Below are 24,691 nucleotides of genomic sequence, written 5' to 3'. Positions count from 1 at the left end.
GGTGCGCTGCACCTGCTACAAGTATTACGGCGCTCTGCGCCTGGACCATAAAGCCAGGCGCAGAGCGCCGTAATACTTGTAGATGAAATTAAAAAAATCGGAAGGTGCCGTGCACCGTAAGACAATCGTGGGATGGTTCGTTACACCCTCACGCTTTCAATGCGTTGGATAAAGAACACCAGCTCCCGGAAAGTCATGAAAATGTCACTAACGCGCGGGTTGTAGCCGGCTTCCTGTTGAAATGCCATGGCATCGCTGTAAATGCACCAGAGATGGTCGAGCATTTCGGTAGGGCTGCCTACGTTTAAAAGTTCTTTTACTTGCCTGCCGTAAGCGAGGCATACCGAATCCTCGGATTCGGTTGTGTGTGATTTTGTCATGTTACTGTTTGTTTAGGATATAAAAAAAGCCCTGTTTTAGGTGTCCTAATGCACAGTAAAGGCATCCGGGGGGCTTTCGCCGCTCCCGCACCATAACAGGGCAGATCGTCTATGATTTTTCATGTGTTTTACTGTTTTGTAGGAAGGCGTAAGTTGGTGAAGACGAAGGAGAATTGCAAATTGTGGGGAGCGTGAAGGACTGACTTGCTGATAAATGTCATCTTAGGTAAATTGTGACATATAAATACTTATAGCGTTTATTTCTTTTGTATTTCAATGAGCTTTTTATCAATTTTTTTGCTATGAATGAATCAGAAAATATGGGTCAAGACTATATCGGGAGAATTGACGAGCGGATGCTCCGAATTATCGTCAATATAACAACACCGGACGGATCAACGGGGACTGGCTTTATAGTAAATACTGATAAGGGAATTTTTTTAATCACTAATAAGCATATGATTGGTAAGTGGTCATTAGTTGATCCACTTGTATTATTTGATTGGGTAACTGTATCCTTTTATCCGGCAAGCCCGTATAAGAGCATTAAGCAACAAATTTATTTGAAGAACAAAGCTGGTGAGGTTCTAACTGGTATAAAAACACATCCACAACATGAGATTGATATTGCAGTGATTAATATCACGAGTATTTATGAGGAGAATTTAGAATTGCAAGAAATTATGTAGGGGCAGGCTTCTTGGTACCTATCGGAGAGATACGTGGAAATGCATTTCTTGGTTTTGGTTCACAGATTTTCACAATCGGCTATCCTGCTGGGCTACGGCTTGAGACTTCTAACTATCCAATAGCGAAAGCAGGCTTTATCGCCTCTTCGTTATCGGGTAATATTGAGATCGCTACTAGTATAAAAAATAGACTCGGAGTAAACATTGTGAAAAAATTATCGACGAAATTCTTTTTGGTCGATGGGTTAATAATTGGCGGCAATAGCGGTGGCCCAATTATTTGCCCGAAAGACTTTTATCAAAGCGTAGATAAAAATGAGCAATTGGTAATTAATTATCGAGTAGCTAACTTGATAATCGGTATTGTTTCATTTGGATGGCCCAATACGGGCCTGACCGTAATTTATCCTTGTGACTTTATTCTGGAGCTTATAAATGACAACTAGTGACTATGAAGGTAATGCATGAATTCTAGGAATAATAGAGAGTTGTCCAAAGAAGATTTCAAAGCTCAATCCACTCTATCACGTCACATTCTCCAACCTTCTTTCCACCTTCATGAAAATATCCCATCGTCCCAATCTTCAAATATTCTTTATGATAAGGAATAAACTTCTTACTTACAATCCATATTCGCGCAGTTCCGGACATTGGAACATATTCCGCTTCATCTGAAATGTTGCCGTTCTCGTCTTCGAACTCCGGCCAGGTCATGTAGAGCGAATGCTTGAACTTGCCGTCATTCTTGTAGTGAAAATCGCACCTGTAGTGCTGAAATGCAGGCCTATACCGGCCGCCTTCTTCATAGGAATAAAGCCGGTATCTGACCCGAAAATTGGGTTTGCGGTTGAAGCTTATTTCGTAAGGCAAAATTCAGGCATAAACGGAGGTTATACAATTACTGGCATATTTAGGAACCGGCCAAACTTTTAATTTTCTCCATCATCTCCACCAACGGCACCACATTTACATCTTTCGAAATGACATAACTACTCTGCCCCGGATACACAAAATACTTATGCGAAGCCTTGATGTCCTCGCAGCCGACGGTAAATCCTTTGCTGACGGCAGGCGTCAATGATCGTTTGATTTCAATGGCAATCCTGGTCTGATGATTAATTTCAAGCACCAGATCGATTTCTGCACCAGCGGCCGTTCGGTAATAGTACGGCGTGACCCAAGAAGGAAGCATTGCAATCAGGTTTTCGATGATAAATCCTTCCCAACTTCCCCCCAGGACAGGGTGACCGAACAGGTCGTCCAGATTTCTGATTTTCAGTAAACTGTGCGTAATGCCGCTGTCGCGAATGTAAATCTTAGGTGTGCGCACGAGGCGTTTCCCGATGTTGGAGAACCAGGGTTGGAGCTTTCTGACCAGAAATAGGTCTTCCAGCAAATCGAGATAGCGTGTGGCTGTGGGAACGCTGATGCCCAGCCCGGCCGCAATACGGCTGAGGTTTGCGATGCCGCCCTGCGAATTGGCGAGCATAGTCCAAAAGTTGCGCAGTACCATCGCCGGAATTTTGAAGCCGAATTGCGGAACGTCGCGTTCGAGATAGGTAGTGATCAGATTTTGGCGCCATTCGAAGCTGGATGAATCATTTGCTGCCAGAAAACTTTCCGGAAAACCACCCCGTATCCAAAGTTTGTCCAGATCGGCTGTATCGATTTCGGTTGCCTTGATACCAGGCAGTCGCGTATAGGCTATTCGTCCTGCAAGACTTTCGGAAGATTGTTGCAAAAGATCGAGAGAAGCCGAGCCCAGAATCAAAAATTGCCCGGTGCGCTTTCCGGCACGGCGACGCTTATCGATCACGCCGCGAAGTACTGCGAAGATTTCGGGCGTGCGCTGGATTTCGTCAAGAATGATCGTTCTGTCGGCATATTTTTCGAAATACAGCTCGGGCTCACTTAACTGGGCGACGTCCGAAGGGGATTCGAGATCGAGATAAATAGGTTCGGGTGAAATCGTCTTCGCAATCTGAAATGCGAGTGTTGTCTTGCCGATTTGCCTGGGACCAAGAATGCCTACTGCTGGAAACTCTTCCAGTAATTTCAGTATCTCTATTTGGGTGTCTCTTGTGATCATCCTTGTAAATTTAACATCGGGCGTTAAATTTACAAGGATGATCACGCATTTTTAACTGCCGAGGGCACCAAATCCGCTGTCTTCTTTCTCTTGAATTTGACTTCTGCCTTCTTTTGCAGTTGCTCTGCCCTCAAAATATCCTCAATTGTCTCAAACTGAATGATCGGTGCCTTTCCAACCAGCAATGCGAGTTCGACCAACTTTGAAATGGTAAAATTGAAATTCCCATTCAAAACCTGAGAAACATAGGAAGGAGAAACATTTAACTTCTCGGCGACCTGTTTCTGAGTCAGATTGTTTTCTTCCATATAAGTGTTGAGCAGATTGAAAACTTCAATCTGCATGTCGGTCAGCCAGTAGGTGGGGCTTCTTAGAAGATCCTCGCGAGTTTTCATATTAGTATATATTTACACCTTCTGAGTGAATGTCACGTACAAGTTTTACGAGATATTTCAGATCGGCTTTCTGGTTGCCCTTGCGTCCGCCAAGGAGGATAACTTTACCAATCTTTTCGAGTTTGATCAGATAAAACCGCAAATTTTTGCTCTTAGCCTCATAAAGTTGGAAAGGTAATTCACCTGCGTGAATGATGCGAAACATTGTTTTAGGCAGCATTTTCAGTTCACATACCTTTCTCAGGTCTCAGGATGTTATAGATCTTATCTACTTCATTGGCTAAGCCGGGATCACGCGAAATCTCGTCCTCAAAGTCATCAATCTGGCAGCTTTTGTTGATTAAGAGGTTGTACAATCCGATTCTAGTACGGCCAACTTTATTTGACAACCGAATGCTGAACTTCGACATAAAGTTAAGTTATAACTTAATATTTACCAAGCCTGTTTTAAAGCTTGTTTCAGCATAAGCGGCTTTCAAGAAGCGATTTAACCGTTTTTAGGCACATCAATGTGTCATCGGAGCGGTCGACTGAACCAACGGAAAAAGGGTCAGAAGCCGCCAAACCTGGCAAATCCTGACCCTTGACTTAATGATTACGCAGGAATCAACCTACTTCCACTTCTCCCCCAGCACCTTCATCCAATACCCCCCAACCACGGACCGGGCACGGAACCCGACCGATTTCCCGTTGGTAGTCTCATGCCAGTCGGATAATGGAATGCGGTCTGTGGTACCATTGGCATACTTATAAACAGGTTGAATCAACGCCTGGAAGTCCTCCGGTTTTTCGGCCAGTGTTGCTGTCCATATGATCCAGTCGGATTTGGAGTAGGTCTTACGGCTGTCGAGCGGCAGGCCGAAAGGCTGTTGTTTGGTGAGGTAATAGGCGATTTCTTTTTGGGCAACGGTTTTCGGAAACACATTCAACCCAAGAAGCTTGTCCCAAATGAGGTTGTATTTCTGGCTCCACGTGCCTTTTTTGTCAAAGGTCAATGCGTAGTGATCGCCGTCGGCGGCCATTTGCATCCATTTCCGGGCGAAGTCTTCGGTCAATGCATTCACTTCCGTCGCTTCTTTCGAATCGCCGAGTTGTTCGGCCATTTTCGCATAGCAGGCAAGGCCCATGATGGCTTTGATGGACAAGTTGGTATTTCGCGCCAAATGGCCGGCGAAGTCGTCGGTGCAGAGCTGATTGGCAGGGTCGAAACCTTCTTTTTTGAGATAATTGGCCCAGGTACCGAGAGTTTTCCAGTGCTTTTTGGCGAAATCGGTGTTGCCTTCGGCTTTGCAGATCGCGTAGGTAAGGATGAGCATGTTGCCGGATTCTTCCACGGGCATGTCCTCGCCGTACGTCTGGCCGTTTGCGAGAGGATAGGTGCCCACGTCGTGCGCGGCGAAAGGTTTGGTCCATTTGCCGCTTTCCGAATAATGGAAAATCGGTTCGAGCATGCCTTTGAGCAATGTCGGGTTGTAGAGCAGGAACAATGGGGCCGAAGGATAAGTCACGTCGACCGTTCCGATGGAGCCGTTGCTGAAATTCTCTTTGGAGAAAAAGAGCGGTGTGCCACCCGGATCGGCCACGAGCTTGTGGGCGGCAATGGCCTGCCGGTAGGCGAGTACACAAAGTTCGGCATATTGCTTGCCGCCGGCATTCGATGCGTCGTCGTAAATTGCCTTGTCGGTGTCGTCGCAAGTTTGCAGGATTTTGGTGAAATCGGCCTCGGCGCTTTTCAGTTCGCCGGCCATGGTTCTATTGCCATCCTTGTTCCACCACGGACGCAGGTTTTGTCCAAAATATTGAACCGAATAGCCGTCGTCGTAACCAACCAATGCATGCAACTGCTTGCTTTCCGCGCCCACTTTTCCCGCATTCAGTATCAAACCCATCGATTTGGAGTCGGCGGGTGCAGCACCGGCCTGATCGACGCTCAATGTGCCTTTGGAGGCAAATTCTTTGATGATCTCGGTCGGAATACCGATGGCAGAGCCCTTCACAGTCCCTTGTGGGGCGGCGAGGTAAGCCTGTCCCCAGTCGATGCGGACGTCGTCGCCTTTTCTTGCCAATGGGTTTTGCACCGCATTGCCGAGTGATAACGTGATCAAACCATCCTGGCTGGCTTCCTTGCCGGTTACCGACTGACTCGCATCATTTGTAGCCCAAAGCCCGGATACGGAATTGAGAATGCTCACGTCGTGCTGTTTGCCGTCGGCGGATTTAACTTCGTACAATATATAATTCACAGGCCGTGACAGCAATACCAAATCTCTCATGATCAAAGGTGCGATGAAGCGGACCGTCAGCTCTACCGGTCCGGCTTCGAAACGGTAAATCGATTGCGTCGCCCTTATTTCGAATCCAGTCTGTTTCGCCGGGTTTACCGCATCTGCACCCTTGGGGGCGATCTCGTCGGCCAGACCAATATCGATGTAACCAGGCCCCGCACCATTTTTGACATAAGCAGCCAACGTATTTTTGCCCTTTTTCAAAGCCTTTGCGGCAGCCGGGCTGATCGGTTTGTACTCATAGTCGCTTGTAAAGCAAGGCGCACAGTCGAATGCGGGCACGCCGTTGATGAATACCTGCACATCGTCGTCGTGGAAGATATTCAAGACGGGTTTTTCAAAATCCACATTCGCGAGGTTGAAATCGCGACGGTACCAGAGCTCCTGCCGGAACTCGGTGCCGCCTTTAAGCATGGCATCGTTACGCTCGTGCGTACCGAAGGGCGCGGGGCCCTGTTTCCAGGTACTGATATTGTAGCCATCTTTGAACCACCATTTCGGATCGGGTCTGGTGGTGGTGAATTTGGCGGTATAGGCTTCCTGTTTGGCAGTAGGCAGGATCGTCTTCATTTCGGCCGTGGCCGCGCCCATGAAGCGGTAGGCTTTGCCGTCGACGCGGATGAGGCCGTCCATTGGATGCGGCTTGCCGGTCCAATGTCTGGTAGCGGAGCCTGCAAGCTGGTCGCCGAACGACCATACGCTGGTGTAAGGATCGACGGTCACCAGCGGTGTGGCCGGTGGCCGGATGGATTGGGCAAAAATCGTTGAAGTTGTGAGTAGCGTCAGCGCGGTGAGCCAGCGTTTGAGCATAGTTTCGGTCGGTTTATGGAATGGTGTTAGAAAATCCCCGTAATGATAGGGGATAAGTTCAATACAGCGCAATTTGAAGGTAGAAATCGTTGCATCAAAAGGTTTATTGCCTGTCAAGGAGCGTAGAAATGGTTTCGTGCAGCGGCGGAATCTTGTTGATCACGATGTCCCAGACGAGTTCGAGGTCGATGCCGAAATACTCATGCGCTACGAAGTGCCGGAATGCAACGATCTTGCGCCATTCGATTTCCGGGTGGGTAGATTTGAGATCCTGGGATAGATGATTGGCCGCTTCGCCAATGATTTCCAGCTGCCGTTCAATGGCAAACCGGAGCATAGGATCATCGTAAATGTCGTTCTTTATCTTTCCGGTGATGAAAGAGTTGATGTATTGAATTGCTTCAAGAATATGTAACAATCTTGCGCGGTCACCATCAGGCTTTTTCATAAATCAATTGCTTCTCCTGATCGATTTGGGGTCTGATGTATGGAGACAGGCCGTTACAGCTGACGAGGTCGACACGCGTCCCGAGTATAGCGGTTAATGCTTCTTGCATGTCAAAAAAGGTGTCGAAGTCGGCGCCGTTTTCGTAATCCAGATCAACAAGAATGTCAACGTCACTGTTACTGTTTTGTTCGCCACGCGCGGCAGAACCAAAAAGGTAAGCACGTTTAACCGGTTTGTCCTGGAAAAATAGGGCGGCTTTCTGGATTAAGTGTTCCATCTTGCTTTCATTTGACTCAACAAGATAGTAATTATAGGTACATATTACCTATATCTGCTTGGCGATATTTGAACGGTTCTTATTTCCTCACAAACGCTGCCTTCCCGCTATCGAGGAACGCCGCAAACTTCGCCGGGTCCAGGTCGTAGTTTTTGGGCGGAACGAGCAGGTTGCCCTCATGGTCCACCAGGCAGTAATGCGGCTGCGCATTGTTGTTGTATTTCACAATTTGCAGGTCGGCATTTTGCGCGCCGATGGTTTTCTTGACCTTGTTGTCGTATTTGGAAGTATACCACTGGGCTTCGGGCAGTTCGGTTTTGTCGTCGACGTACAATGCCACGATCACATAATCATTGCGCAGGCGTTGCAACACGGCCGGGTCGACCCATACCCGGGCCTCCATTTCACGGCAGTTGACGCACCCGTGACCGGTGAAGTCGATGAAAACGGGTTTGTTGACTTTTTTGGCATAGGCCAATGCTTCCCGGTAATCGAAGAAGCCTTCGAGTTCGTGAGGCAGATGAAAAAGGTCGGCATATTTGCGGGCTTCCGTGGAAACGCCGGTGGATGCAGGTGCAGCGGTCCTTTTGCTAAGGTCGAAATCCAGGGTCGATTGCGGAGGCAGGTAACCGGCCAATGCTTTGAGCGGCGCGCCCCACATGCCCGGGATCATGTACACGACAAACGTAAAGGTAACGATAGCCAGCAGCAGGCGTGGTACGCTTACTTTTTCAACGGGCGAATCATGCGGCGTACGGATTTTGCCGAGCAAGTAGAAACCCAGCAACCCGAAAATGACGATCCAGAAAGCAAGGTAAACCTCACGATCCAGCAAATGCCAGTGATAAACCTGATCAGCAATGCTGAAAAATTTCAATGCGAGGGCCAGTTCCAGGAAGCCCAATACCACTTTCACGGTATTCAGCCAGCCACCGGACTTGGGCAAGGATTTCAACCATTGCGGAAACAATGCGAATGAAGTAAACGGAATAGCAAATGCGGCGGAGAATGCGGCCATCCCTACAATAGGTTTCACTACTTCCCCGCCCGCCGAGGCCACCAGCAAGCTGCCGACAATCGGGCCGGTGCAGGAAAATGAAACCAGTACCAAGGTAAATGCCATGAAGAAAACGCCCGCATATCCGCCCTGGTCGGCTTTTTGGTCCATCTTATTGACGAACCCGCTCGGCAACACGATTTCGAAAAGACCGAGGAACGACAAACCGAAGGTGATGAAAATGGCGAAGAACAGCAGGTTGGGCAGCCAATGCGTGCTGAGAAAGTTGGCGAATGCAGGACCGTTCAGCCGCGACACGACGGTACCTATTAATGTATAGATCAGTATTATCGAAATACCATATAAAAATGCCTTGAATTTGCCCTTTTCCTGGTTGGTGAAAAAGCTGACGGTCATCGGGATGATCGGGAAAACGCAGGGCGTCAGCAATGCGAGAAGGCCGGAGAGGAACGCGGCCAATGCGAAACCTAGTAACGAACCGCTGGCGGCGGGTGCTTCGGAGGAGGCTTTTTGTACTGTTTCGGCAGCGGATGCAGCGGCGGCCGGGCTGGTTGCCGGAATGTCCGAGGCCGAAACTGCAACGGCCGTGTCGTTTGAAGCGGGAGCGGCAGGCGCGGTGGCAGGCGCTACGCCGGGTTTGTCGGCCGGTGTAGTGGCGCCCAAGGAAGGTTGCTCATTTGCCGGAGCGGCGGCGGTAACTTTCAGGCCTTTAAATTCAAAATCTTCCCCGCCCGGAATGCACAACCCGCTTACATGGCTGCAAGTCTGGTATTCGGAGGTCCCTTTGATGACCGGATTATCGGCCAGGATTTTAACTGTTTGTTTAAAAACACCTTTTCCTTCGAAATAACGCACATTGCCTCCCCAAACCTCCTCGAATTTAGTCTTCGGGTTCTGGGGTTTCAGTTTGCCGACAGTCTCGAAAGTGTTGTTCTTTTCAAAGGTAAAAGTCGTCAGCATCGGGCCCAGGTCCGGGTCGAAGTCGGAGGAATACATGTACCAGTCCTTGTCGATGGTTGCGGTAAAGATCAGGTCGACGGTCTCGCCTTTTTTGACTTCCGGTTTGGAAAAGGAATAGGTCCAGTGTGCCTTGGCTTTTTGTACCTGCGCCTGAACGAAGCCCGTTACGAAAAGACAAATGCTGAGAATGAGTATGATACCGCGTTTCATGTCGATGTTTGGGTAATGGCTTTGGCCGGGCTAATGCGAAGGGACCATCGTGCACCCGGCGATCAATCTATAATTTTGATAGAGCTTTCTTAACCAACGTAATTTTCACAAAAAAATTCATGATTTGAAATTCGCTTTTCACCGATTGGCGTTTCTGCTACCTTTGTCGCCTCAAATCCAGATCAGTTAACAGTTATTAACATGTCCCAGGCCCTATACGTAGTCAAGATCGGTGGTAATGTGATCGACAATCCCGAAGCATCTTCCCGTTTTCTCAAAGCATTCGCACGGCTCGACGCCCCAAAAGTTCTTGTGCACGGGGGCGGAAAGGTTGCGACGCAGATCGCCGCGAAGTTACAGATCGAAACGCAGATGGTCGATGGCCGCCGCATTACCGACCAGCCGATGCTGGACGTGGTGACCATGGTTTACGGAGGTCTGGTCAATAAAAACCTCGTTGCACAATTGCAGGCGGCCGGTTGCAACGCCATCGGCCTCACCGGTGCCGACGGCGGTATCATACGTTCGGTGAAGCGCCCGGTCAAAACGATCGATTATGGGTTTGTTGGCGACATCGAAGCTGTAAACGGCAGACAAATCAATGCAATCCTGTCCAGCGGCCTGACACCCGTTATCGCGCCCTTGACTTACAGTGCCGAGGGGCTGCTTCTCAACACCAACGCCGATACGATGGCCTCCGCGACAGCCGTGGCAATGTCGGAAGTCTTCGAAGTAAACCTTATTTACTGCTTTGAGAAAAAGGGCGTCCTTTCCGATCCCGATAACGACGACGCAGTGATCGCTAAACTCGTTCCTGCCACCTATGAAGAGCACAAATCGACCGGCGCTATTAATAAAGGAATGATTCCCAAGCTCGACAATGCATTTGCCGCATTGCATTCCGGGGTGAAGCAGGTGACCATTTGCCATGCGGATGAACTTGCGAATGCGGCCGCGGGAGGAGCAGGGACGGCGATCGTGCTCGATTAATGCTTCGAGATCGGTAATCGGGTCGCCGGTTTTTACGGAACGGGCAGTGGCGGAAGTGGCCGTAATATTGTTTTCCGGCAATTTTATGATCCAATTATTAAATTTTCTTAAAATTTAATTTAAAGTTCTTAAATTGCATGAGTTAAACCCACTCATTACCATGCTGTTTCGAAAAGGCCTTTTCCTGGTTTTTTTGTTGATGTTATGCGATTGGTGTGCAGGCCAGGCCCCGGAGTTCTATAAGGATGTGCAACCGATTATTCATGCTAGTTGCGTGCCTTGTCATCGCGCGGGCGAAGCGGCCCCGTTTCCGCTGGTAACGTTCGAGGATGTTTCCAAACGCTCCAAATTCATTAAACAGGTCGTCAGCTCGCGGTATATGCCACCGTGGAAGGCGGATAACCACTACAATTCTTTCGCAAACGACCGCTCATTGAGCGAAAAGGATATTAAAACGATCGTCGGGTGGATCGACGCCGGTACGCCGAAAGGCAAGGTCAATATAAAAGCCGAACAGGAGTTACAGGCCCGCCTCGATGCCGGAACAGCTTATAAACGCAAACCCGACCTCAGGCTGAGCATGAAAGAGGCGTTTACGCTGAAAGGCGACGCCACGGAACGGTTCGTTATGTTCAAAATCCCGTTTGAAATGGAACAGGAAGCGAACGTGGAGGCGATCGAATTTACTTCAAACAACAAGAAACTCATCCACCACGCGAATTTTGCTATACATCCGGTGCCGGACGCGTCGGTGGACTTGCATAACACGGTCGATTTTGTGGATTTGAGCGGTCCCGATGGCGATAAGTACTACGAATGGCTCAAATACAAAAAGGAAATGACCTATTACGGGGGCTGGATTCCGGGTACCACGGTGGAGGCGTATCCCGAAGACATGGGTTGGATCATGCCGAAACGGGGCGTGGTGTTGCTGACAGTGCATTTCGGCCCCAGTTCGGTGGATGCCCAAAGTGTCGACGGAGTCAATATTTTCTTTAAAAAAACGCCTATTAAAAGGAAGGTAAAGGTGATCAGCCTGGGCTCGGGAGGGATCGGCGAGAAGGAGATCAGTCCTCCTCTGATGATCTTCGCAAATGAGGTGAACAGTTTCAAACTGCGTATAGCGAACAACCAACCGGATATTTCCCTCCTGTATGCCTGGCCGCATATGCATTATCTGGGCAAGGAGTTCAAGGCTTACGCGACGCTGGCCTCGGGCGATACCGTGAAGCTCGTACATGTGCCGGCGTGGGATTTCCGGTGGCAGGAGATTTACAAATACAAAAAGCCCGTGCTGCTTCCAAAAGGGGCCGTGGTAACGGTGGAGGCAACCTATGACAATACGGCAAGTAACCCTGCGAATCCCCATAACCCGCCGCAACTGGTGATGTCGACGGGCAATATGCGGAGCGATCAGGAGATGATGACGCTTATCCTGATGTACGTCGACAGGCTTCCTGGCGACGAGGAGCTTGTTTTCAAGTGGAATTGATTCTTTTTGGTCCATAAACGGTATTGCATGGGTAAACTCTACTATCTATTGTTTTTGCTGCCATTTCCCGTTTTTTCCCAACCTGGTTTCAGGAAGCTGCCCGTCAGGGAAACCGGCCTGAACTTCACAAACCGGATCGAGGAAAACGATTCGCTGCACATTTTCCGGTATGAATACCTCTATAACGGAAACGGGATCGGCGTGGGCGATTTTAACGGGGACGGCAAACCGGATCTTTTCATTTCGGGAAACACCGTCCCTAACAAGCTGTTTCTCAACCGTTCGCAGGAAGGCCGCATTGCTTTCCAGGACGTTAGCAGGAAAGCGAAAGTGGAAGGTAACGGCAAATGGGCGACAGGCGTGAGCGTGGCCGACGTGAACGGTGACGGCCTGCCTGACATTTACGTATGCCACTCGGGGTTCTACCGGAAACTGTCGGACAAAAACAACGAACTGTTTATCAACCAGGGCGTCAGGAACGGAATCCCGGCTTTCAGGGAAGTGGCTGTGGAAGCGGGCCTGAATGCGATCGGCTCGCAGTCGACGCAGGCGGCTTTTTTTGACTATGACAAAGACGGCGACCTGGACATGTTCCTGCTGAACCATTCTAATCACACAGTCAATCCGTTCCTGAATACCAAAGAAATGCGCGCTACGCCGAACCCGTATTTCGGCAACCGGCTTTTCGAGAATGTGAGTGAGAATGGTAATCTGAAATTCAGGGACGTGACGCAAAAATCGGGCATTATCAATAACGCTTTGAATTTCGGGCTAAGCGTGGTCGTCGCGGATATCAACCAGGATGGCTGGCCGGATCTTTACACAACAAGCGACTATACCGAAGTGGATTGTTATTATGTCAATAACCGCGACGGGACATTTACCGAATCCCTGAAAAAGTCGTTTACGCATGTTTCCAGGTTTTCCATGGGTGCCGACGTGGCGGATTTCAATAACGACGGGCTGCCTGACGTGCTCACGCTCGACATGCTTCCGGAGGACAATCACCGCCAGAAGTTGCTGAAAGGCCCCGACATGTACGATCAATACCATTTGCTTCTGGATAGCGGCTATTACCATCAGAATATGCGTAATATGCTGCATTTGAACCGCGGTAGCGACCCGGCGGGCCATGTACGTTTCAGTGAAATAGGTCAACTGGCGGGTATCAGCAACACGGATTGGAGCTGGGCCGGGCTGATGGCCGACCTCGACAACGACGGCTGGAAGGACCTGATGATAACAAACGGCTATCTCAGGGATTTCACCAATATGGATTTCCTCAAATACACCGTCGCCGATGAACAAATGAAGGAGGCTGCAAAGGGAAACCTGAATTTCAGGACATATGACCTCGTACAGAAAATGCCGTCCAACAAATTGAGAAACTACATTTTCAAAAACAACGGTATGCCGGGAAGCTATGGTTTTCAGGATGTTTCCGAGGAATGGGGAATGAACGAGCTGACCGTTTCCAATGCCGCGGCATACGCCGACTTTGACGGCGATGGCGACCTGGACCTGGTTATTTCGCACATCAATGAGCCTGTTTCGGTTTACCAAAACCAAACTCGGGCAAAGAGCCTCACGCTCCGTCTGCAAGGCATGCGTGCCAACTCGCAGGCACTTGGCGCAAAGGCGCGTGTGTATGCGGGAGGAACAGTCCAATATGCCGAGCTCTATCCCGTGAGGGGGTATCAATCGACCGTTACTACCGATCTGCATTTCGGGCTGGGAAGCATTTCCAGGGCCGATTCCGTGAAAATCGAATGGCCTTCGGGGAAAGTTACCTTGCTGACTGGGCAAGCCGCCGGAATGGTGGTTTTGCGGGAAACGGAAGGCGTCGATTCAGAACGGGAATTAGCTGCGACCATCCATCCCCGATTCAGCAAAGTGCCCATGGAGGCCGTAGGGATAGATTTTGTCCATCATGAAAATGAATTTGTCGATTTCAAGGTAGAAGTGCTGTTGCCCTACCAGCTTTCCCGGCTGGGGCCGGCCCTTGCGAAAGGCGATGTGAATGGCGATGGTCTCGACGACGTTTTTCTGGGCGGTGCTTCCCGGCAGTTCGGCGTGCTTTATATCCAGCGGAAAGATGGTACTTTCGAGGGAGCTACTACGCAGCCCTGGCGGCAAAACGTGGGTTGTGAGGAAGTAAATGCATTGTTTTTCGATGCGGACGGCGACCGCGACCCGGATCTCTACGTTGTCAGCGGTGGAAACGAATTCGAGGAAAATGCACCTGAGTACCGCGATCATTTATACCTCAATGACGGCAGGGGCGCTTTTCACGAAGAAGTGCTAGCCCTGCCTTCCATGAAAAATCCGAAACAATGCATTGCGGCAGCCGATATCGACGGCGACGGCGACCTGGATCTTTTTGTAGGGGGACGCGCGGTGCCTGGCTCGTTCCCCGTGGCGGCGAGAAGTTATCTGCTGAGAAACGATTCTCGGGGCGTCAATGTAAAATTTACGGATATTACACCGGCAGCGCCCGCTTTGCTGAACCCGGGAATGGTTACCGCGGCTGTCTTTACCGATCTGAATGCCGACAAAATGCCCGATCTCATGCTCGCGGGCGACTGGATGTCCGTTATGGTATTCAAAAATGCAGGCAATACATTTGAGTACCAGTCGGTTGCCGACTTGAAGGATCTCGACGGCATGTGGGCGGCCCTCGAAGCGGCCGATCTCGACGGAGATGGCGACCTGGATTTTATATTGGGTAATGCAGGCGGGAATAATCAGTATAAAGCCAGCCCGGAAAAGCCGCTGGCGGTCTATTACGATGATTTTGACAAGAATGGTGTCATCGATCCGGTTTGTACGTATTACATCGGGGAAAAGAGCTATCCCATGTTCTCCCGCGATGAAATGCTCGATCAGGTAACCGTCCTTAGAAGAAAATACACCAGCTATGCCGCCTATGCCGACGCTACCATAGAGGACGTATTTGGAAAAGAGGCGGTGGAAAGGAGCAGGAAGGTGTATTGCAAAGAGTTGAAAAGCATCGTACTCGAGAACCTGGGCGGATTTGGGTTCAAAAGACATCCCCTGCCCGAAACCGTGCAATTTTCAAGAACCAGCGGTGTCATCGCGAAAGATTTCACCGGTGATCAAAAGGCAGACCTCGTTCTTGCAGGCAACTTTTTGCCTTACCGCGTTCAGCTTGGGCCCTGCGATGCTTCGGTGGGCACGATGTTGAAACAAACCACCGCTTTCCGCTTCGAGGAGGTGCCGGCCGCAGAGGCGGGCCTGTGGGCAGACGGGGATGTACGTCATGCCGTGCTTTTAAATGATGCTCGTATATTACTGTCCGTTAATAACGATCAGCCTGTTTTACTGGAATGGAAAAAGTGATTTGGCATCGGCTTCGCCAATGGCTGGGGATGGGATTAACCATGCTTCCGAGCGCCGGCATCGTACACGCGCAGCCTTCTACGGCTTTGCTACATCGGGCCGAGGAAAACCTCACGAGGGTTATTGTCCACGACATATTTTCGCCGCCGGTTGCAAGCAGGATTTACCTCTATGCCAATGCGGCTGCTTATGAAACGTTGGTTTTGGGAGATAGCCGGTACAAGAGCTTGTACGGGCAGGCTAATTTGTTTCCAAAAATCGATAAACCGGCGAATGGCAGTAGGATAAACTACGAATTAGCTGCTTTATTTGCATTCCTGAGAACAGGCGGAAGGCTGGTTTTCTCGGAACAGATGCTGAAAGACAGCACAGAGCGCATTCTTACAAGTGTGGGGGAGAAGGATCAGGCGGTGTTTCAAAATTCATTGCGGGTAGGGGAAACGGTGAGTGACAGTATTTTGGCGTGGTCGTCGAGAGACAATTATACCACGACTCGTAAAAAGCGAAGGTACACGTATAGCAAGGAGAAGGGAAAATGGACCCCGACTCCGCCCGGCTATATCGATGCCATAGAGCCCTATTGGAGCCAGATTCGCCCGGTGACGCTCGATTCGGCCGGGCAATTCAAGCCGGTTCCGCCGCCGGTGTTTAACAGCGGGCATGGGAGCGCATTTATGCAGGAGACAATGGAGGTATACCGGAAGGGTAAAGAGCTGAGCAGGGAGGAAATCCTGATCGCGAGCTTTTGGGATTGCAACCCGTTTTACCTGAACACACAAGGGCACCTGAACTTCGCGACGAAAAAACTTTCGCCCGGGGGGGCACTGGATTTCTATTGCCGGACAAGCAACGCAAAGCGCAGGCAAGAACTGGATCGAAACGTCGTCCGTCTATTTGTTGACCTCGATCGCATTGTTTGACGGCTTTATCAGCTGTTGGGACGAAAAATACCGCAGCCAGGTGATCCGGCCCGAAACGGTGATCAATGCCTATGTGGATGAAAAATGGAGGCCGTTGCTGCAGACACCGCCATTTCCGGAGTATACCAGCGGGCATAGTGTTATTTCAACGGCCGCCGCCATAGTGCTGGAAAGTGAACTGGGAAAAGACTTTGCGTTCGACGACCGCACGGAAATGCCTTATGGCTTGCCAATGCGGCGTTTCGCATCATTTTCGGCTGCGGCGGACGAGGCGGCGGTCAGCCGGTTGTATGGAGGCATCCATTACAGGTCGGCAATCGTTAATGGCCAGCAGCAAGGCAGGGGCGTTGGAAATCAGGTAATTCAAAAAATAAGGCTAAAAGCGCCTATCAACAAATAGTCTATCACAATTGTATGTTAATTATTAATATTTTTTAATAAATGTTATATTTTTGTTAATAAAAATATTTATTTTTGACATTACAATGCTTTTGATTGTGCAAAAATGGGGCCAGCGTCGGCTGGCTGCCGGTCTTCGGATCAGAGTATGTAATCCAGTTTACTTAAACCACCTAAATTCAATTTACCAAGTTTACCATGAGACAAAAGTGTACTGCTTTAGCACGTCTGGTAACATTGCTCCTCCTCCTCACCGGAAGTACCTGGAGTATTGCCCAAGACAAAAGGACCGTCAACGGGACGGTGCTCGACAAGGACCAGAATCCTTTGCCCGGCGTTTCCTTCCTTATCAAGGGAAGTAACACAGGTGGCGCCACCGATGCCAACGGAAAGTTCAGCATCGCTGTGCCTTCCAGCTCGGCTGTGCTGGTTTTTTCATCCATCGGATTTGTAACCAAAGAGGTGCCGGTGGGTAACGCTACCCAGCTGACCGTAAATCTCGACGAAGACAACAAAACGCTTAACGAAGTAGTTATCACCGGCTTCGGTATGTCCACCGAGGTGCGTAAAGTTCCTTATTCCATTCAGGAAGTAAAAGGAGCCGACATTTCCCGGACCAACAATGCGAACATGGTGAACGCGCTACAAGGTAAAGTGGCGGGTGTGATGATCAACCAGGGAACAGGTGGCCCGATGTCGTCGTCACGTATCCGTATCCGTGGTAATGCCTCTCTGAGTCCCAATACCCAACCCCTGTTCGTGGTGGATGGTGTGTTGATCCGTCCTGGTACATCCGGTGCCGACTCCTGGGGCGCTGCGCAGGACTTCGGTAACATCATGAAGAACATCAACCCCGACAACATCGAGTCGATGACTGTACTGAAAGGTTCGGCAGCGAGCTCTTTGTATGGTTCGGAGGCTTTGAACGGCGTGGTGGTGATTCAAACCAAAAAAGGACGTGTGGATAAAGGTTTGGGTGTTACCTACAACCATACTTCGAGCTTTGAAACCGCCTACAAATTCCTCGACCTGCAAAATGAATACGGCGCAGGTCTGAACCCTACATTTGCAACGGGTGCCGACGGCGTTCCCGAAGTAGATCGCCCTAACTATAATTTCTCGTATGGTCCCAAATTCGAGGGGCAAATGGTACGCGACCTGGACGGCCGTATGGTCGAATGGAAAGCTAATGATCCGATTAAGTTCTTTCAGACCGGTAAGTATATTAACCATAACATCGCGGTGGAAGGCGGTAACGAGCGCAGTTCTTTCCGTGCGTCTTTCTCTTCGCTGAAAAACACCAGCATCATGGCTGCGGGAACCGAGCTGAAACGTAATAACTTTAACATTCGCGGAACCCAGAAAATAGGCAAGGTCCTGAATCTCGACGTAAGCGCGGATTATACCGACAACGACATGGTTAACCCGATCCGTCAGGGCGGTAACTATAACCCCGTATTCCGTTTTGTTTATGGTCGCCCTCGTAATATGGATATCGATTATTGGTCCAAAAACTACATCGATCCGGTTGCCGGCGGCCGGCGTCGCGGAACTGCCGATCCGTACAACATCACCGAGTTTATGTTTCAGACGTTCGAGTACAAGCAACTCAGAAATGAAAAGGTATTCCGTGGAAACATCGACCTGACAGGCAACATTACCGACTGGCTGAGCTTCCTCGTGCGCGGTAACGTGCAGAATGAGTTATACACCGGTAACAACCGCAACAGGGGCGACAACGTCAACTTCTCGGGTGGCGAATACCGTGAATATTCGGAGAACCAGACTCAGACGCGTTTCCAGGCCCTCCTGACCGCCAACAAGCAATTGAGCACCGATTTCAACCTGAGCCTGTCCGCAGGTGGAGAAACAAACCGTTTGAATGGCGGTCGCAGATTTGATGTGAGAACCGACGGTGGCCTTCGCGTACCAGATGTCTTTTCTCTTGCGAACAGCATTAACGTGTTGAAATTTGAGAAAAACGAGCTTATTCCATCGAAACGCATCGACGCTTTGTACGCTTATGGCGATTTGACTTATAAGGACGCGATTACTTTGAGTGCGAGCTACCGTACCGACTGGTCTTCGACATTGACCTACGCTAACGGAAGCGGCGACTATATTTATTCCTATCCGTCGGTAGGTCTGTCATGGATCGCTACCGAGTCGCTGAAAGGCCTTCCGTCATGGTTGTCGTTCGGTAAGTTACGTGCCAGCCTGGGTTACACCGGTGGTGATACCGACCCGTGGTCGACCAACCAAACCGGTTCGTACAAACCCGATGGAACCTACTTGCAGCCGGACGGCAGCGTAGTGAACTGGTCCGGATTCCGCGATAACACATTGCCCAACTACGCGTTGAAAAACCGTTTGGCGCGTGAGGTGGAATTCGGCGCGGATATCCGTTTCTTCAACAACCGTTTGGGAATCGATGCGACCGTTTACAACAAGATTACTAAAAACGAAATCCTGAGCCTGAACACGACGCCGGAGTCGGGTGTGAGCAAGAGAATTGTCAACGCCGGTAGAATCCAGAACAAGGGGGTTGAGATCCTTTTGACGGCGACGCCCATCAAGAGAAACGATTTCGAGTGGAATACCAGCATCAACTTCTCTCGCAACCGCAACAAGGTGCTTGAACTGGTCGAAGGAACGGATACTTATGAGCTTTCGCTCGGTTTTGGTGCCGATATTAAATCCGTGGCGCGCGTAGGTAAAGACTATGGAACGCTTATCACGCCCTATGGTTTCGCGATCTATAAATCCGACAATCCCAATGATCCTGCCAACGGCAAGCGTGTAATCGGGTCTATTTCCGGTGAAGGTGGTATCGGTTACGTTCGTAACGGTTCCTATGGAGACAAGGCTGACAAGGAGCTGGGAACAGTGATGGAGAAATTCCTTGCAAGCAACGTGAACACGTTCCGTTACAAGAATTTCACGGCGACTGTTCAGGCTGATGCCAAAATCGGTGGTTTGATGTCATCGGCAACACACCAGTACGGATCTTCTTTTGGTGCATTCAAGTTTACATTGCCGGGTCGTAATACGGAGCTGGGAGGGGTAACTTACACCGACGGGGAAGGAGTTGTGAAAAACGACGGTATCATTCCGGACGGTGTACTTGCACAAGGTTTCCAGGTGGTAGTGGACGGGAAGCCCAAGGACCTCGGTGGCATGAGCTATGCGGACGCGGTTGCGGCAGGTTATGTGAAACCGATCCCCGCATATGCCTATTATCTGAACCTTACGCAATGGTCGTCGGGTATCCGCGAATATTCTACTTTCGAGAACTCGTGGGTTGCGTTGCGCGAGGTTTCAATCGGCTATAATGTGCCTGCTTCATGGCTGGGTAAAGCTAAAATCCAGAGCCTGCGGGTGAGCCTGGTGGGCCGTAACCTGGGGTACCTCTATAAAACTGCGAAGGACGGTATCAATCCCGAAGGTTTGTATAGCAACAAAGCGGGTGAATTCATGGAATATGGTGGTTTGCCATTCTCGCGTAACCTTGGTGTATCAGTCAGCGTAGGATTGTAATCAGTTTCGTTACAGCCTAAATTTTAATAACAGCATCGTTTATGAAATCTTTGAAGAGTAAACTCATATTAATGGCGGCCGTAGGATTTCTGAGCTCCTGCGAGAAGCAAGCCTTTGTTGACGTTAACAAAAACCCGGACGCCCTTACGGAGATCCCCCCCTCAGAACCAGTTCCTGCAAGCGACAAGCCAGATCCACAGCCAGGATTTCGAAGCATTTTACGACTTTTACCGCCGTATTATGCCATGGATGCAGTATAACACGCCCCAGGCCGGCAATCAGGGCTCGTTTACGCTGAACTACGACAATTTTTCGAATCGTTACGGACGCCTGTACAACGGTGTAGGCGACCGCCTTTACGACCTGGAACAACTGGTTGGTAAAATGAGCGCCGATGAGCAGCCTCGTTACACAAACATGATCCAGATTGCGCGGATTTTGAAAGCGTACTATGCTTTTTACGTGTCCGATATCTATGGAAGCATTCCGTATACAGAGGCATTCCAGGGACGTTATGGCGGTACTTTGCAGCCTAAATATGACACGCAGCAGGAACTGTTCGCTAAACTGGACGCCGAAATTAAAGCGGCGGTTGCTGTTCTGAAACAATCACCTGCGGTTCCTCAATATTCGCTCGACGTATACGATCAGTATTTCAAGGGCGATGCTACGAAGTGGATTAAAGCTGCCAATGCGCTGAGGCTCCGGATGGCGATGCGCGTGCAGAAAGCGGACCCAACCGCCGGTAACGCGATTATCAACGAAGTACTCGCTATGCCCGCCGGCGACCTGATGAGCAGCAATGCCGACAGTTGGGTGTTCATCGGGAATGCCACCTTCACCGGTGATGCCGCCGGCGGAAACTGGGCAACCGACGAGCTGCGTGCTCCAAAGCCGATGGTGGATTTCATGTGGCAGAAAAAAGACCCGCGCATCGACGTCTTCTTCACGCCTAACCAATACAGTCAGGCAAACATCGATCTGCTGATCGCGGATAAGAAACTGCCGGCTGGCACCAGGGAAGGAAGACGGTATGTGGGCAGCTTCACAAGTCCCGACGAATCACGTCAGACGGCCAACATCCAGCGTTATTACACGCCGAAGCTGATCTCGTCAAATAACACTACGGTGGACACATTGTCGTTCATTCAGCCGCGCCTCTTCAATGCAGGCCGTGCGGATGCGGCGGGTAATGCAGGTACCGGTCGTTCTTACATCCCTGTGATCACCTATGCCGAGTTCTGTTTCATGCGTGCCGAACTGGCTACCAAATCCATCGGTACCGGAACGGCAAAAAGCTGGTATGAAGCAGGTGTAAGAAGCTCGCTGGCGTTCTACGACGAAATAGGTCAAGGTGCCAAGCTGACCAACTATACACCGATGACAGAGGCTGAAATCACCGCTTACCTGGCGCAGCCCGGCGTTGCGTTCGATGCAGCAAAGGCCATGGACCAGATTGCGAGCCAAAGCTATCTGAACTTCATGAGACAGCCTCAGGAAGGATGGGCGTTGTGGAAACGTACCGGGTATCCGAACGAGAACTCGGTGGTACCGATGCCCAAAATGACGTATCTGAACGTGCCGCTGGTGATCCCACGCCGTTCACCGATCACACTTCCGTCATCGTCGGATCCTAACTACGCCAACAAGAAAGCGGCTTACGACGCGATGGCGGCACAGCCCGGCTTCGGAGATCTGGCCAACGCACAAGGTCGCGTCTGGTGGGATAAGCAGTAATTTTTATTATAGATTTAGTTAAAACGCAAAAGGCAGGCCGGTTGGCTTGCCTTTTTGTTTTGCTTAAAATGGATGGCAGCTATTGATTGATCAGGCATCCGATCGCTTCTGTCCTGCTTTTGATAATCACTTCTCCGTTCAATGCGGCCTCAATGGCATTTCTTAGATAAAATTCAGTGGCTTTCGCCCTGTTCTTTCCCAATGCATAATACCAGTTATCGATAGCGCCTCTATAAAGAATTTCGCCACTTGCATCGACAAGTATGGCCTCGGGCATCGTGGTAGCCTGGTAACGCTTCACTTTCTGCAATCCCGGGTCACGATAACCGGGAATATTCGCTTTGTATTTATGCAAAAATGCACGAATGTCATCGCGTTTCACCGTCGTAACCGGAAAAACCGCTTCGAATGCCACGCCCTTTTTTGCATAATCCGAACATATACTTTTAATCTCGTTCATATACGCATTTGAGACGGGACATTCGGCGTCGAGAAAGAAGATGACCTTGAGACCCTTCGCTCCGTCATGATATGCGGGCGTTGCCGCGGACAGGTAAAAACCAACGCAGCACAATATCCAAACAATGGCGTGCCGGACTCTCATCATGTTTATTTTAACAATGCGTCTAATGCAGCCGTGACTTTTTCATACCCAAATGCGCTGATTTCCCGCTGCATTCTCGCACGAATTTCGCCCGTTTGCAAATTCCCGATACTTCCCTCGTGGCTGTGTTTCAATTCACGGGGCGCGGTGTAGGTCCCGTCGGCTATTTCGGCCCCGACTTGTTTGTAGGCGTCGCGGAAAGGTACTCCGGTGATTACAAGCTCGTTTACGCGCTCGACGCTGAAAAGCAGGTCGTATTTCGGGTCGTCGAGCAGATTTTGCTTCACTTTCATGTGTTCGAGCATGAAAGCCGCGATGTCGAGACAGTCGAGGATTTCGTCGAAGGCGGGCATCAGGATTTCCTTCAGCAGCTGCATGTCGCGGTGGTAACCCGACGGCAAATTGCTCAAAACCATAGTTACCTCCATGGGTAATGCTTTCATTCGGTTGGTTTTGGCGCGAAGGAGTTCGGCTACGTCCGGATTCTTTTTATGCGGCATAATGCTGCTGCCGGTGGTGAGGTCGTCGGGCAGGACGATGAAGCCGAAATTCTGGCTGTTGTAAAGGCAAACGTCCATTGCCAACCGCGAAACCGTGGCCGCCAACGATGCAATGGCGCTCAAAGCGGCCTGTTCTGTACGTCCGCGGCTCATTTGTGCGTACACGACATTGTGGTGCATGCCTTCGAAGCCCAACAGCTCCGTAGTAAGCTGGCGGTTCAGCGGAAACGAGGAACCATAGCCCGCTCCCGACCCCAGCGGGTTGCGGTTGGCAAGGCGGTAGGCGGCGTTGAGCTGGATAATATCGTCGATCAGGCCCTCGGCATAGGCGCCGAACCATAGCCCGAACGACGACGGCATGGCGATCTGCAAATGCGTGTAACCGGGAAGCAAGTCATTTTTATGTTCCTCCGATTTCCGCGAAAGGACATCGAAGAGCTTTTCGGTCGCCTGAACGACTTCGAACAGCCTTGCGCGCGTATAGAGCTTCATATCCACCAGCACCTGATCGTTACGGGAACGGCCGCTGTGAATTTTCTTGCCTGTATCCCCCAGCTTTCGGGTAAGCATTAACTCCACCTGTGAATGCACGTCTTCAATGCCTTCTTCAACGACGAATTCTCCACTTTGAATTTGCTTGTAAATGGCTTTGAGCTCGGTTTTCAATGCAGCGAGGTCGTCGGCCGTTAGCAAGCCGATGGTTTCGAGCATGGTGGCGTGAGCAATATTGCCCAGCACATCGAATTCGGCCAGATGCAAATCCATCTCACGGTCGCGGCCGACTGTGAAACGTTCTATTTTTTCAGAAGTAACGGTATTTTCCTTTTGCCAGAGTTTCAAAATGCGGGAATGATAAAAGACTGAATCAATATCGATCCCGCAAATTTAACATCATTAGCTCATTCTTTGCCTTTTTTCCGGTATCAGAAGATCACGGCCAGCGGGACTTTGTCGAGGAATGCTTTTTAGTTTGTTACCAAATGTGAGATTCAGCGTATCAATGAGACCGCCGGTTGTCTATTGTTGTATGCGTTTAATCCCGATTTATGAGTTGGACCCGTGTTTGGATTCATGTTGTTTTTTCGACCAAATATCGTGCGCCTGTTTTGCGGGACGATATTCGGATGAAGGTGTTTATGCATATCAAGGAATATGCGACGAAAAAGGGGATCGAGCTGGATGTGGTGAATGGCTATCTTGACCATGCGCACTGCCTCGTATGCCTGAGCCGCGAGCAGACGCTTGGGGATGTTATGAAAATTATAAAGGGAGAATCTTCCTATTGGATCAATAAGAATAAATTGACGCCGGAGCATTTTGTATGGCAGGATGATTATTGGGCTGTTAGTGTCAGCGAGAAACATGTATCGCATGTTCGCAACTATATACTCAGGCAGGAAGAGCACCACAGAGGCAAAACCTTTGAAACAGAAATCAACAGATTTATGAAAAAATATGGCTGGACCAATACAAGCAAAAACTAAGCTATTCCTATCTCGTCATTCCGTCGACTTTAGTCAACGGAATGGGGGATTGTTTGGAATTGGCGAATTCAAGTTGATTCCAGACAGGCACTTGTCGGCCAAGCCGA

21 protein-coding genes are annotated in these 24,691 nt (G+C 50.0%); 10 read left to right on the top strand and 11 right to left on the bottom strand.

Translation table 11 applies throughout. The features are described 5' to 3' along the window. Positions 1-140: 140 nt before the first annotated feature. Positions 141-380 carry a hypothetical protein gene (locus ABV298_RS12050; protein ID WP_353722346.1) on the bottom strand — a complete coding sequence of 80 codons (240 nt, stop codon included), beginning with the start codon at positions 378-380 and terminating at the stop codon, positions 141-143. A gap of 302 nt (positions 381-682) precedes the next feature. Here ABV298_RS12050 and ABV298_RS12045 point away from each other — a divergent pair, with 302 nt between their 5' ends. Together ABV298_RS12045 and ABV298_RS12040 are read left to right on the top strand one after the other, a co-directional pair. Continuing rightward, positions 683-1,069: a hypothetical protein gene (locus ABV298_RS12045; protein ID WP_353722345.1), complete on the top strand. Its 387-nt coding sequence runs from the start codon at positions 683-685 to the stop codon at positions 1,067-1,069. An 11-nt stretch (positions 1,070-1,080) separates the two neighbouring features. Further along, entirely contained in the window at positions 1,081-1,515 is a 435-nt protein-coding gene (locus tag ABV298_RS12040; RefSeq protein ID WP_353722344.1) for a hypothetical protein, read from the top strand. A 58-nt stretch (positions 1,516-1,573) separates the two neighbouring features. Here the strand turns inward: ABV298_RS12040 and ABV298_RS12035 are convergent, their stop codons facing one another. From ABV298_RS12035 to ABV298_RS12000, 8 genes are all read right to left on the bottom strand, one after another. Then, the gene (locus tag ABV298_RS12035) at positions 1,574-1,939 is read right to left on the bottom strand and encodes a hypothetical protein (RefSeq protein WP_353722343.1); all 366 of its coding nucleotides are present in this window, start codon (positions 1,937-1,939) and stop codon (positions 1,574-1,576) included. Positions 1,940-1,979: 40 nt separating this feature from the next. Continuing rightward, on the bottom strand, positions 1,980-3,158 hold the full coding sequence (locus ABV298_RS12030; RefSeq protein ID WP_353722342.1) for an ATP-binding protein: 1,179 nt from the start codon (positions 3,156-3,158) through the stop codon (positions 1,980-1,982). A 41-nt stretch (positions 3,159-3,199) separates the two neighbouring features. Next, on the bottom strand, positions 3,200-3,553 hold the full coding sequence (locus tag ABV298_RS12025) for a helix-turn-helix transcriptional regulator (RefSeq protein WP_353722341.1): 354 nt from the start codon (positions 3,551-3,553) through the stop codon (positions 3,200-3,202). A gap of 1 nt (position 3,554) precedes the next feature. Next, a complete protein-coding gene (locus tag ABV298_RS12020) occupies positions 3,555-3,758 on the bottom strand; it encodes a hypothetical protein (RefSeq protein WP_353722340.1) in 204 nt (67 codons plus the stop codon). A 406-nt stretch (positions 3,759-4,164) separates the two neighbouring features. Then, positions 4,165-6,648 carry a DUF4965 domain-containing protein gene (locus ABV298_RS12015; protein ID WP_353722339.1) on the bottom strand — a complete coding sequence of 828 codons (2,484 nt, stop codon included), beginning with the start codon at positions 6,646-6,648 and terminating at the stop codon, positions 4,165-4,167. Positions 6,649-6,751: 103 nt separating this feature from the next. Continuing rightward, positions 6,752-7,096, bottom strand: coding sequence for a DUF86 domain-containing protein (locus tag ABV298_RS12010; RefSeq protein ID WP_353722338.1), 345 nt, complete (start codon positions 7,094-7,096; stop codon positions 6,752-6,754). Continuing rightward, complete coding sequence (locus ABV298_RS12005) at positions 7,083-7,418, bottom strand: nucleotidyltransferase family protein (RefSeq protein ID WP_353723176.1); 336 nt, start codon at positions 7,416-7,418, stop codon at positions 7,083-7,085. Before ABV298_RS12005 ends, ABV298_RS12010 begins: the two co-directional genes overlap by 14 nt. Before the next feature lie 34 nt (positions 7,419-7,452). Beyond that, entirely contained in the window at positions 7,453-9,561 is a 2,109-nt protein-coding gene (locus ABV298_RS12000) for a cytochrome c biogenesis protein CcdA (protein ID WP_353722337.1), read from the bottom strand. A gap of 201 nt (positions 9,562-9,762) precedes the next feature. On the opposite strand from ABV298_RS12000, the gene argB reads away from it, so the two are divergent. The 7 genes from argB (at position 9,763) to ABV298_RS11965 (ending at position 21,996) form a co-directional block, all read left to right on the top strand. Further along, positions 9,763-10,551 carry an acetylglutamate kinase gene (argB, locus tag ABV298_RS11995; protein WP_353722336.1) on the top strand — a complete coding sequence of 263 codons (789 nt, stop codon included), beginning with the start codon at positions 9,763-9,765 and terminating at the stop codon, positions 10,549-10,551. Positions 10,552-10,711: 160 nt separating this feature from the next. Continuing rightward, a complete protein-coding gene (locus tag ABV298_RS11990; RefSeq protein WP_353722335.1) occupies positions 10,712-12,043 on the top strand; it encodes a cytochrome c in 1,332 nt (443 codons plus the stop codon). A gap of 27 nt (positions 12,044-12,070) precedes the next feature. Next, positions 12,071-15,403, top strand: a complete 3,333-nt coding sequence (locus ABV298_RS11985) for a VCBS repeat-containing protein (RefSeq protein WP_353722334.1) — start codon at positions 12,071-12,073, stop codon at positions 15,401-15,403. Next, on the top strand, positions 15,391-16,323 hold the full coding sequence (locus tag ABV298_RS11980) for a hypothetical protein (RefSeq protein ID WP_353722333.1): 933 nt from the start codon (positions 15,391-15,393) through the stop codon (positions 16,321-16,323). Before ABV298_RS11985 ends, ABV298_RS11980 begins: the two co-directional genes overlap by 13 nt. After that, entirely contained in the window at positions 16,298-16,723 is a 426-nt protein-coding gene (locus ABV298_RS11975; protein WP_353722332.1) for a vanadium-dependent haloperoxidase, read from the top strand. Before ABV298_RS11980 ends, ABV298_RS11975 begins: the two co-directional genes overlap by 26 nt. 197 nt (positions 16,724-16,920) lie before the next feature. Continuing rightward, positions 16,921-20,259 carry a SusC/RagA family TonB-linked outer membrane protein gene (locus tag ABV298_RS11970; RefSeq protein WP_353722331.1) on the top strand — a complete coding sequence of 1,113 codons (3,339 nt, stop codon included), beginning with the start codon at positions 16,921-16,923 and terminating at the stop codon, positions 20,257-20,259. A gap of 114 nt (positions 20,260-20,373) precedes the next feature. Beyond that, positions 20,374-21,996: a SusD/RagB family nutrient-binding outer membrane lipoprotein gene (locus ABV298_RS11965; RefSeq protein WP_353722330.1), complete on the top strand. Its 1,623-nt coding sequence runs from the start codon at positions 20,374-20,376 to the stop codon at positions 21,994-21,996. Between the two features lie 79 nt (positions 21,997-22,075). On the opposite strand, the gene ABV298_RS11960 is transcribed toward ABV298_RS11965, so the two are convergent. Together ABV298_RS11960 and argH are read right to left on the bottom strand one after the other, a co-directional pair. After that, positions 22,076-22,600 carry a redoxin domain-containing protein gene (locus ABV298_RS11960; protein WP_353723175.1) on the bottom strand — a complete coding sequence of 175 codons (525 nt, stop codon included), beginning with the start codon at positions 22,598-22,600 and terminating at the stop codon, positions 22,076-22,078. A 5-nt stretch (positions 22,601-22,605) separates the two neighbouring features. Further along, on the bottom strand, positions 22,606-23,940 hold the full coding sequence (gene argH / locus ABV298_RS11955) for an argininosuccinate lyase (protein WP_353722329.1): 1,335 nt from the start codon (positions 23,938-23,940) through the stop codon (positions 22,606-22,608). A gap of 206 nt (positions 23,941-24,146) precedes the next feature. Between argH and tnpA the strand changes: the two genes are divergently transcribed. Beyond that, positions 24,147-24,584, top strand: a complete 438-nt coding sequence (gene tnpA, locus ABV298_RS11950; protein WP_353722328.1) for an IS200/IS605 family transposase — start codon at positions 24,147-24,149, stop codon at positions 24,582-24,584. Positions 24,585-24,691 lie beyond the last annotated feature (107 nt).

Origin of the sequence: Dyadobacter sp. 676, assembly GCF_040448675.1 — a bacterium.
In the GTDB taxonomy this organism is placed as follows: Bacteria; Bacteroidota; Bacteroidia; order Cytophagales; family Spirosomataceae; genus Dyadobacter.
The sequence above is the reverse complement of the archived record's forward strand: the minus strand, read 5'-3'. Positions and strand labels throughout refer to the sequence as shown.

What these genes read in the sequence shown, in the direction of transcription:
- ABV298_RS12050 (WP_353722346.1), bottom strand. Translation starts at nt 380, where the DNA reads ATGACAAAATCACACACAACCGAATCCGAGGATTCGGTATGCCTCGCT.
- ABV298_RS12045 (WP_353722345.1), top strand. Translation starts at nt 683, where the DNA reads ATGAATGAATCAGAAAATATGGGTCAAGACTATATCGGGAGAATTGAC.
- ABV298_RS12030 (WP_353722342.1), bottom strand. Translation starts at nt 3,158, where the DNA reads ATGATCACAAGAGACACCCAAATAGAGATACTGAAATTACTGGAAGAG.
- ABV298_RS12025 (WP_353722341.1), bottom strand. Translation starts at nt 3,553, where the DNA reads ATGAAAACTCGCGAGGATCTTCTAAGAAGCCCCACCTACTGGCTGACC.
- ABV298_RS12020 (WP_353722340.1), bottom strand. Translation starts at nt 3,758, where the DNA reads ATGTTTCGCATCATTCACGCAGGTGAATTACCTTTCCAACTTTATGAG.
- ABV298_RS12015 (WP_353722339.1), bottom strand. Translation starts at nt 6,648, where the DNA reads ATGCTCAAACGCTGGCTCACCGCGCTGACGCTACTCACAACTTCAACG.
- ABV298_RS12010 (WP_353722338.1), bottom strand. Translation starts at nt 7,096, where the DNA reads ATGAAAAAGCCTGATGGTGACCGCGCAAGATTGTTACATATTCTTGAA.
- ABV298_RS12000 (WP_353722337.1), bottom strand. Translation starts at nt 9,561, where the DNA reads ATGAAACGCGGTATCATACTCATTCTCAGCATTTGTCTTTTCGTAACG.
- argB (WP_353722336.1), top strand. Translation starts at nt 9,763, where the DNA reads ATGTCCCAGGCCCTATACGTAGTCAAGATCGGTGGTAATGTGATCGAC.
- ABV298_RS11990 (WP_353722335.1), top strand. Translation starts at nt 10,712, where the DNA reads ATGCTGTTTCGAAAAGGCCTTTTCCTGGTTTTTTTGTTGATGTTATGC.
- ABV298_RS11985 (WP_353722334.1), top strand. Translation starts at nt 12,071, where the DNA reads ATGGGTAAACTCTACTATCTATTGTTTTTGCTGCCATTTCCCGTTTTT.
- ABV298_RS11980 (WP_353722333.1), top strand. Translation starts at nt 15,391, where the DNA reads ATGGAAAAAGTGATTTGGCATCGGCTTCGCCAATGGCTGGGGATGGGA.
- ABV298_RS11970 (WP_353722331.1), top strand. Translation starts at nt 16,921, where the DNA reads ATGAGACAAAAGTGTACTGCTTTAGCACGTCTGGTAACATTGCTCCTC.
- ABV298_RS11960 (WP_353723175.1), bottom strand. Translation starts at nt 22,600, where the DNA reads ATGAGAGTCCGGCACGCCATTGTTTGGATATTGTGCTGCGTTGGTTTT.
- tnpA (WP_353722328.1), top strand. Translation starts at nt 24,147, where the DNA reads ATGAGTTGGACCCGTGTTTGGATTCATGTTGTTTTTTCGACCAAATAT.